This window comes from Clostridium sp. (assembly GCF_032552055.1).
Lineage (GTDB): Bacteria > Bacillota > Clostridia > Clostridiales > Clostridiaceae > Clostridium.
The window spans coordinates 1-8,565 of sequence record NZ_JAWGSV010000131.1; the positions used below are offsets into that span (position 1 = coordinate 1).

Below are 8,565 nucleotides of genomic sequence, written 5' to 3' on the forward strand. Positions count from 1 at the left end.
ATAAAATGCTTCGCATTTTATAACTAGTTATTCTTATTGGTTTCTTTTCTTCATTTCTATTAATAATATATGAGATTTATTTTTAGCTTTAATATTTATACTTTCTTCTTTTATTTCTAATCCATCTCTTTCGTAAATATCAATATTATTTATTTCAGAATCTCCTTCTATTTGAACTAAGTATCCTTGTCTTCCTTCTTTTATTGGAAAATCTATTTCCTTACCCTCATCTAATTCAACTACATAGAAATTTGCATCTTGATTTATCTTTATAGGGGCATTACCCTCCTTGCTAGAAACGATATTTAACCATTTATTTTTTCTATCTTCTTCTTTAAATCTATAGTCTCCATAGTTTGGCTTATATCCCTTCTTATCAGGAACTACCCAAATTTGAAGTATTCTTGTAGTTTCATCACCTAAGTTTTCTTCACTGTGATAAACTCCTGTTCCAGCACTCATATATTGAACGTGTCCCCTATATACAGTATTTTTATTTCCCATAGTATCCCCATGAGTTAGTCCTCCATCCACAATGTAAGATACTATTTCCATATCTTTATGTGGATGAAGAGGAAATCCCGTCCCTGCTGCAATTAAGTCATCATTAATAACTCTTAATGCTCCAAAATTCATATTATCTATATTAAAATATTCTGCGAAAGAAAAGTGAAATATACTTCTAAGCCATCCTAACTCACTTTTTCCCATATTCTTATGATTAATTCTTCTTAACAAATTAAATTCCTCCTGTATACTTTTTATACTAATAAAATATCTATCACTTATTTATAAAAAGGAATCCAGTCTAAAACTGAATTCCTATGTTAATTTTTTATTTTACTTAATTATTTTAACTCTATCTTCTATTGGGGAAAATTCCTTTTCTCCAGCTCCTGCTACAATCTTACCGAAAGGCATTTGAGCCATCATTCTCCAGTTATTTGGTATATTAAATTCTTTCTTAACTTCTGCATCTATTAATTCAGTATAATGTTGAAGACTTGCTCCAAGACCTTCTGCTGCAAAAGCAGTCCAAACTGAGAATTGCATCATACCTGATCCTTGAAGAGCCCATACTGGGAAATTATCCTTATATAATTCAAATTGCTCTTGTAATGATTCCACTACTGCAAAATCTTCAAAGAATAAAACTGTTCCATATCCACCTTTAAAAGAATTGATTTTTGCTTCAGTTGATGCAAAATCACTTTCTGGAACTATCTTTCTTAAAGCTTCCATAGTTATATTCCATAGCTTATCATGAGATTCTCCCAATAAGACAACAGCTCTTGTAGTTTGAGAATTAAAAGCTGATGGTACATGCTTTACTATATACTCTACTATTTCCTTAATTCTTTCATCTGATATTGGTGACTCCTTACTTATTGCATAAATGCTTCTTCTTTCCTTTATTGCTTCATAAAAATTTTTATTCATTTATAACCTCTCCTATCTTTTTATATAAAATTTTTTTATTAATTCTCATAAACCTTTTTAAAAAAATTATTTCAAAACTTTTCTCTGCTAAATTAAATTATTTTAAAACATTTCTTAGTTGTATTAAATTCTCTAAAAGCTGAGTTTTACTTTCTTCATCTAAATCTTTAAATAAATTATCTAAAAAGTCCTTATGTTTAGGAAATATATGCGAAATATAATCTTTTCCTTTTTCCGTTAAGGAAACATAATAAACTCTTTTATCTTTATTACATTTTCTACGAACTACAAACTCTTTTTTTTCTAGTTTATTTATTACATAGGTAATTGTTCCACTAGTTACAAGAATTTTTTCTGCTACTTTTTGCACTGGTTGGTCTCCTTTATGATATAACATTTCTAAAACACCAAATTCACTTATATTTAAGTCAAACTCTTGAAGACTCTTCTCTATTTGAAAAAATAAATTATTATAAGTTCTAGCCACTGCAACAACTAGCTTTAAATTTACATTATCCATATATTCACCTACATTATCTTGATTTCAAGATAATTATATCTCTAATATATCTTGAAGTCAAGATATTTAATGAAAATAATTATCAATTGTTATAAAAGCTATCTTTTTTAGCTCCCTAACCTTGCTCCAAGTCATTAAAATAATATACTTTCTTATAGTAAGCTATTAATATAAAGGATATAGTTACATTTATAACAAAATAAAGCATAAAGTTTCCTATATACAATGAAACCTTATGCTTTATTATTTATCTAATCTTAAATATGTATCTCTTATATTTGCTTACTATCTAAATAGTACTTAGCTATAAATTTAATTCTATATTCCTTTTATAGCTGATTCAACATCATCTACATATTGAATTGATTCAGTCCACCCTGTAATATTTCTTCCTAATCTTTTGAATTGAGATATAGTTATTGCATTTCCTTTAGTAACTAAAAATCTATTTTTAAAAGGAACAGCCATATATCTTTCTAATAAACTTTCTAACATAGTTGCTACTTGTGGACTTGATGGTTTTAATTCTGGTGCATCAATTACTAAAGTATAATCCTTTGAAGGAAATGTCTTAGTAATTTCATCATAATCCTTTAAAAAAGATGCTCCATCCTCTTCACTAAAAAATCCAGATGCTTGTGCATGAAAAACTTGTTTCACCTTGTCCACCTTTAATTGATAATTTGAATTTTTACCTTGGTATTGTTTCATTTGAAAATCTCCCTTGAAATATTATTTATAATTAAAATTTTTAACTATATAAACATTTTTAAAGCTTAAATAATAATACTGTTACAACAGAACCTGATCCCATAGATGCTAAAGTTAAATAATCACCCTTTTTAACTTTTCCAGTTTTTATAGCTCTATCAAGTGCAATTATAGGACTAGTTGTTCCAGTATAACCATATTCATTTCCTACATAGGTTGTCTTACTTATGTCAATTCCTAACTTTTCTAAAGTAAGTCTAGCATCCGGAATTGTAAATTGAGAAAATATTAAGTGATCAATATCTGCTACCTTTATTCCATTATCTTCTGAAATTTCATTAATTAAATTTACCCATACATCAGAAATAAAACTTCCATCAAAAGGCTTCCAGAACCACTTATTATCCTCACCATTGACTACCCCATACTTTGTAATCTTAGAATAACCAACTTTAGGCATAAGAATGTTGTTACATTCTGAAGTTTGTGTTAAATGAACTGAGTCAATAAATCCTCTCTTTTCATCTTCTTCAACTTTTTCTAATATAACAGCAGCTGCCGCATCACCAAAGTTTGTATAAGAAACTGAATCATTTTCATTTCCTACAGCACTAAATAATATTCCTCCCACAACCAATGCTCTCTTAAATCTTTTATTAGTCATAAGTATTCTACTAGCTTGATCTAAAGCGGTAATCATTCCTAGACAATTGGCATTTGTATCATATGCCATTTTAATTCTAACATCATCTCCCCCTAGCATTTCTAATAATTTAACTGCATTAGAAGGTGATGTATATTCTGGAGTATCAGTTGCAAAAATTATTAAATCTATCTCTTCTATATTTAAGTTTGAATCCTTCAAAGCATCTTTACTAGCTTTATATGCCATAGTAATTACAGTTTCATTTGGATCACTAGAAAGATATCTATATTCTCTTTCTAAATGCTTTAAAAGTCCTGCTACCTCTATTCCCATCTCTTTAAAATGGTTAATAAAGAAGTCATTATGTACTCTATTTTCAGGATGATATACTCCTGTACTAATAATATTTATGTTTTGTTCTTTCATGAATTCTACCTCTTGTACTTTAATAACATATGTGTTTTTATGCATTTTTTCATAATATGTATACAATTATCAATGTATACATATTATAACAAATTATACCAAGATACAACAATTTCTCAAGATTTTTTTATTTTAATTATAATTTGTATTCAATTTTTATTCTTCTACATAATAAAGGACTATAAATCATCTAGTTTATAGTCCTATCAATAACAGTTTCTTTTCTAAATTTAATTTCTATCTATAGAGTATCTTTAAATTTCTTTTCTTAAATTAATTTTTATATCTTCTCCATTTATATCTTTTATAATGATTTTGACCTTATCTAAATTATCAAAAGTAGTTAAGTCATACATAAAGGCTATTCTTACTCCCCCATCTATATTTTCCATATTTCCATTAGTGAATTTATAAATATTACTTTCATTCTCATCAGTAAGTATCATTTTATTAACTATATTTTCATCTACTTTTAACGCTTCTATATTTATGTCCATTTTTACTATTGTATTAGTGGCTGAAGATACCATAGAATCAAATTTAATATTTTCATTTTCCTCTTCTAAAACATAGTCTATACTTTCAACATTCGTAACTCCATCATATAAATCTAACTCATAATTCCAGTTACCATTAATTTTTTCTATTGAATCAGCATTATTTTTATATAAAGCAATATCAACAATTTCAAGGGACATACTCTTTATATCTTCAATTATACTTTTTGTATCTGTAATTATTAAATCACATTTTATCTCTCCACTTTCTGCATTAACTAAATCTATATTCCACTCAAGCCCTGTAAAATATGGTGAATACATTCCTTCTTCATCTTTGCCTAAAATAACTCTATCATTATTATCTTTAATATTAAAACCAAACCTTAAACCACTAACATCATTTAATTTATCAGCATCATCAAAGTTCAAAGTAAATGATATTCCTATTTTATTTTTGTCAGGAATTATTTCATTAACTTTTATTGATATTCCATTATCTTTTACTTCATTATCTAACATCTCTTGAACATAGCCATTACTTTTAGCTTTTTGTATTCCTCTATCTTTTAAAAACTCTTCAATACTAGCTAATACCTTAGGTCCTATAGAAAATGATAAAATTAAACATGCTCCAATAAAAGAAGCTACTATCTTTTTATTAATTTTACTTTTGCTTTTCTTATTTCTATTAATCTCTTCTCCATTTCTAATTTCACCAAAGGCATCATTTACTTTTTCTAAAATTCCTTCCGGAATACTTTCCTTTTCACTTAACTTATCTTTAATCTTCTTATCTATATCCACTACTTACTTCCCCCTACCTTAAAACTTCTATTTTCTTCATTATAACTTTTTAAATAAATCTCCTTAAGCTTTTGCCTTGCCCTGCTTAATCTAGACTTTATTGTGCCTTCCTTTTCCTTTAATATCTCACTTATTTCCCTTGTATTAAATCCACTTACATAATAAAGTACAATAACTGTTTTATAACTTTCATCTATAGAATTTAAAGTCTCATTAAATACTATATTTTCTTCTATACTCTCCTTACCATCCAATAAATCTTCATTCTTAATACTCTCATAATAATCTTCAACATATATTACTTTCTTATTTTTAGAGATAATATCATTACATTTATTTATAAGTATTTTTATTAGCCAAGTTTTAAAATATGAAGTATTCTTAAGCACACATATGCTTTTATATGCAGATAATATTGTTTCTTGTATTGCGTCTCCTATGTCTTCTTCAGAACTAAGCCTAGTTTTAGCTACCTTATACATCATCTGAATATATTCATTTATTATAGATATAAAAGCTTCTTTGTCTCCATTTTGAGCTTTTTTTATAAGAAGTTCCATTAATTTGCCTCCTGAAAGTTTTCTACGCATGCGTTTGCCTTTACATATATTAGACTTAATATATCATAGAATAGTTGCATTAAATTTCTTTAAATAAAAAAATAGTAGCTCTTCTTATAACTAGAAGAATACTACTATTGCTCTTAAAATTTACTTATATCAATTTATTAGTATTATATTATTGTTCATCTTTCTTATATGCATCTTCACCTTCAAAATCAGTTGTAAATAATCTTCCATTAACCATAATAAAAATTCCTAATAATAAACTACTATACACTTCCTTATAATTAATAGTAGAACTATCTATAAACCAATCAACTAAAATAAATGATATAAAAATAATCACATAAGAAATAAGTTTCTTTTTTACTGTATTTCCTATAAATCTTAAAGGATTTTTCCAAACCTTAAATAATAAAACATAAGCTATAGTCGTGCTTATCATTCCTGGAATTACTCTATATACAAAATCCATAAACATCATCCTCTATACATTTATAATAAATCTTAAATCTATTCTACTTCCTTTATTTTAGTTTTCTTATCTTCTCTTTCAGTGCTAATAATTCTATTATAGATGCTAATCCAAACTCCAAATATAGTCCACTTATAAATATCTTTAAAGTAAATATTAGAACTATCAAAAATCATTCCTATTCCTAAAATTAATGCAAATAACACTACTATTGATATAATCTTTTTCTTCCTAGTATTCGCAATATACTTAAATGGATTTTTTATAACCTTAAAGAATATTAGATATCCTATAGAACTACCTATCATACTAGATAATACAATAATAAAAAATAATGCCTTTTCATCCATGACCATTCCCCCTATATACCTCTATATAATAACTCTTAGAATTTACCCTATAATAAATTGTATCAACATTATCCATCTATTTTTGTAGAAATTTGTAACTGTATTTATCTTTTTCTCCCCATAATACGACCTTTATTTTTATTTTTATTTTTATTTATATAACTTTACTTTTATAAAAGTGACTTATTAATTTTATAAGTTTATATTGAAATTCACAAAATATTTATAAAAATAAAAGCTACACATCCTAAAATAAGATATGTAGCTTTTCCCTCTAAAATTGAACTGCATAGTTAACATTATCTAATCCACTTTCCATAAATACATCTTCAAGTGTTAATGAATCTCCTCTTAAATCTACTACGTTAAATAACTGATATTCCCATCTACACTTGCTATTCTTAAATATGTTTATTGAATTACTATTTGAATTTATTGCAGATGGCTCACTTATAGTACCTACAGCCAAAACTTTAGTTTCATTAGTATTTGCTTCATCTACTAATACAAACTTTTCGAATTGATTATAATTATTAGGCAAATTAGTTAATGCATAAATCCCCTTATCTATAACCTCATTTACAGTATTCTTAGTTGCCTTTAAAACTAATATCTTGTCTTGACTCATTAAATTACTTGTTAAACACATAAGAGCATCTCCTTATTTTTTTATTTCCTCATCTTTAATTATTTGATCATGTATCATAACTAGTATATGAATATCTTTATAATTATTTTCAATGTATTTTCTTCTAAATGTCCATTTAGTTCATTACTAGTTGATTTTCTTCCTATAACCCCTTATCCACGTTGTTAATTTTATTTTATTATTTGCAAGTTAACTTATAAGTATTCTAAATAAAGTATGAATTTATTTATCAAATCATTTCTACAGAAATTTTTATGTCAATTTTTTGATTAATTACTTTTCTAGTTTCTTACTTTCTGTAGATAAATGAAATTGCAACTAATAAAACTACCACTAAAACTACTTATCCTACTACTTTTTTAATTATTATATATCTCCCCTTCTAATTACTTAAATATACTTTGTTTTGATTTCATTTTACGCAATAATTCTAGCTCAATTATAAGATAAAAACACATACTACTAACTACATTTATAAATCAATAAGTGATATACTGAACACATAAAAAGTTAAAATTTGATTGGAGGTATAAGAGTGAAAAACATTTATGATTGTTATACACTAAGTAACGGAGTTAAAATACCATGCGTCGGATATGGAACATACAAGGCAGCAGAGGGAAACAGTGCAGAAATCATAAAAACTGCCATTGAAGCTGGATATAGATATTTTGATACAGCATCATTTTATGAGACAGAAACCTATCTTGCTGAAGCTGTCCGTGACAGTAAAATAAAAAGAGAGGAATTCTTTTTTGCTTCTAAAGTATGGAAAGATGAGATGGGCTACGAAGAAACTAAAGCTGCACTACGTAAGACTCTAAAGAATCTAAATACAGATTATCTAGATCTTTACTTAATCCACTGGCCTCTTCCTTCTCCTGATTACAAAGAATGGAGACAGCTAAATATAGATACTTGGAGAGCAATGGAGGAACTATACATTGAAGGAAAAATCCGTGCAATAGGATTTAGTAATTTTCTACCACATCATATAGAAAACATTATTCAAATTTGTAAAGTTTCCCCTATGGTTAATCAGTTAGAATTTCATCCTGGCTATACTCAAGAAGCAGCTGTTCAGTACTGCAAGGAACATAATATCCAAGTTCAAGCATGGAGTCCCATTGGAAGAGCAAGAGTACTAAAGGACCCTCTTATTCTAGAGCTTTCTAAGAAATATCAGGTATCTCCTGCTCAGATTTGTTTAAAATTTGCCCTACAAAAAGATATAATACCAATTCCTAAATCCTCTTCTATGACGAGGATGAAAGAGAATCAGGATCTGTTCTCCTTTGAAATTTCAAAAGAAGACATGTACCGTCTTGATACAATGCCTCAAACAGGCTGGTCAGGAGAACATCCAGACAGAGAAAGAGTTCCATTATAATTTCCTAAAGCAAAAAAATATTACTGGAACCTCAAATTTCCAGTAATATTTAAATAATAAAAATAATAATTACACAGAATTATCTATTGTC

General features: G+C 27.1%; 11 protein-coding genes. 1 reads left to right on the plus strand and 10 read right to left on the minus strand.

Annotated features, from left to right (window positions below):
- Positions 1–33 precede the first annotated feature (33 nt).
- From E6248_RS09785 to E6248_RS09830, 10 genes are all read right to left on the minus strand, one after another.
- On the minus strand, positions 34–738 hold the full coding sequence (locus tag E6248_RS09785; RefSeq protein ID WP_316340626.1) for a pirin family protein: 705 nt from the start codon (positions 736–738) through the stop codon (positions 34–36).
- Between the two features lie 102 nt (positions 739–840).
- Complete coding sequence (locus E6248_RS09790; RefSeq protein WP_316340627.1) at positions 841–1,440, minus strand: nitroreductase family protein; 600 nt, start codon at positions 1,438–1,440, stop codon at positions 841–843.
- A gap of 97 nt (positions 1,441–1,537) precedes the next feature.
- Positions 1,538–1,960, minus strand: coding sequence for a MarR family winged helix-turn-helix transcriptional regulator (locus E6248_RS09795; RefSeq protein WP_136007016.1), 423 nt, complete (start codon positions 1,958–1,960; stop codon positions 1,538–1,540).
- A gap of 318 nt (positions 1,961–2,278) precedes the next feature.
- A complete protein-coding gene (locus E6248_RS09800; protein ID WP_316340628.1) occupies positions 2,279–2,671 on the minus strand; it encodes a hypothetical protein in 393 nt (130 codons plus the stop codon).
- A gap of 58 nt (positions 2,672–2,729) precedes the next feature.
- Positions 2,730–3,743 (minus strand): ketoacyl-ACP synthase III, encoded by a 1,014-nt coding sequence (locus tag E6248_RS09805; protein ID WP_316340629.1) that lies wholly within the window; start codon positions 3,741–3,743, stop codon positions 2,730–2,732.
- A gap of 254 nt (positions 3,744–3,997) precedes the next feature.
- Complete coding sequence (locus E6248_RS09810) at positions 3,998–5,047, minus strand: DUF4179 domain-containing protein (RefSeq protein ID WP_316340630.1); 1,050 nt, start codon at positions 5,045–5,047, stop codon at positions 3,998–4,000.
- Positions 5,047–5,607 (minus strand): RNA polymerase sigma factor, encoded by a 561-nt coding sequence (locus E6248_RS09815; protein WP_316340631.1) that lies wholly within the window; start codon positions 5,605–5,607, stop codon positions 5,047–5,049. The genes E6248_RS09810 and E6248_RS09815 overlap by 1 nt, the downstream gene beginning before the upstream one ends.
- Before the next feature lie 178 nt (positions 5,608–5,785).
- Positions 5,786–6,085, minus strand: coding sequence for a hypothetical protein (locus tag E6248_RS09820; RefSeq protein WP_316340632.1), 300 nt, complete (start codon positions 6,083–6,085; stop codon positions 5,786–5,788).
- Positions 6,086–6,123: 38 nt separating this feature from the next.
- The gene (locus tag E6248_RS09825) at positions 6,124–6,435 is read right to left on the minus strand and encodes a hypothetical protein (protein WP_316340633.1); all 312 of its coding nucleotides are present in this window, start codon (positions 6,433–6,435) and stop codon (positions 6,124–6,126) included.
- Between the two features lie 274 nt (positions 6,436–6,709).
- On the minus strand, positions 6,710–7,084 hold the full coding sequence (locus tag E6248_RS09830; RefSeq protein WP_316340634.1) for a hypothetical protein: 375 nt from the start codon (positions 7,082–7,084) through the stop codon (positions 6,710–6,712).
- Positions 7,085–7,619: 535 nt separating this feature from the next.
- Between E6248_RS09830 and E6248_RS09835 the strand changes: the two genes are divergently transcribed.
- Entirely contained in the window at positions 7,620–8,474 is an 855-nt protein-coding gene (locus E6248_RS09835; protein ID WP_316340635.1) for an aldo/keto reductase, read from the plus strand.
- Positions 8,475–8,565 lie beyond the last annotated feature (91 nt).

Coding starts and splice junctions, on each gene's coding strand:
- E6248_RS09795 (WP_136007016.1), bottom strand. CDS start 1,960: ATGGATAATGTAAATTTAAAGCTAGTTGTTGCAGTGGCTAGAACTTAT.
- E6248_RS09820 (WP_316340632.1), bottom strand. CDS start 6,085: ATGGATTTTGTATATAGAGTAATTCCAGGAATGATAAGCACGACTATA.
- E6248_RS09830 (WP_316340634.1), bottom strand. CDS start 7,084: ATGTGTTTAACAAGTAATTTAATGAGTCAAGACAAGATATTAGTTTTA.
- E6248_RS09815 (WP_316340631.1), bottom strand. CDS start 5,607: ATGGAACTTCTTATAAAAAAAGCTCAAAATGGAGACAAAGAAGCTTTT.
- E6248_RS09790 (WP_316340627.1), bottom strand. CDS start 1,440: ATGAATAAAAATTTTTATGAAGCAATAAAGGAAAGAAGAAGCATTTAT.
- E6248_RS09825 (WP_316340633.1), bottom strand. CDS start 6,435: ATGGATGAAAAGGCATTATTTTTTATTATTGTATTATCTAGTATGATA.
- E6248_RS09805 (WP_316340629.1), bottom strand. CDS start 3,743: ATGAAAGAACAAAACATAAATATTATTAGTACAGGAGTATATCATCCT.
- E6248_RS09800 (WP_316340628.1), bottom strand. CDS start 2,671: ATGAAACAATACCAAGGTAAAAATTCAAATTATCAATTAAAGGTGGAC.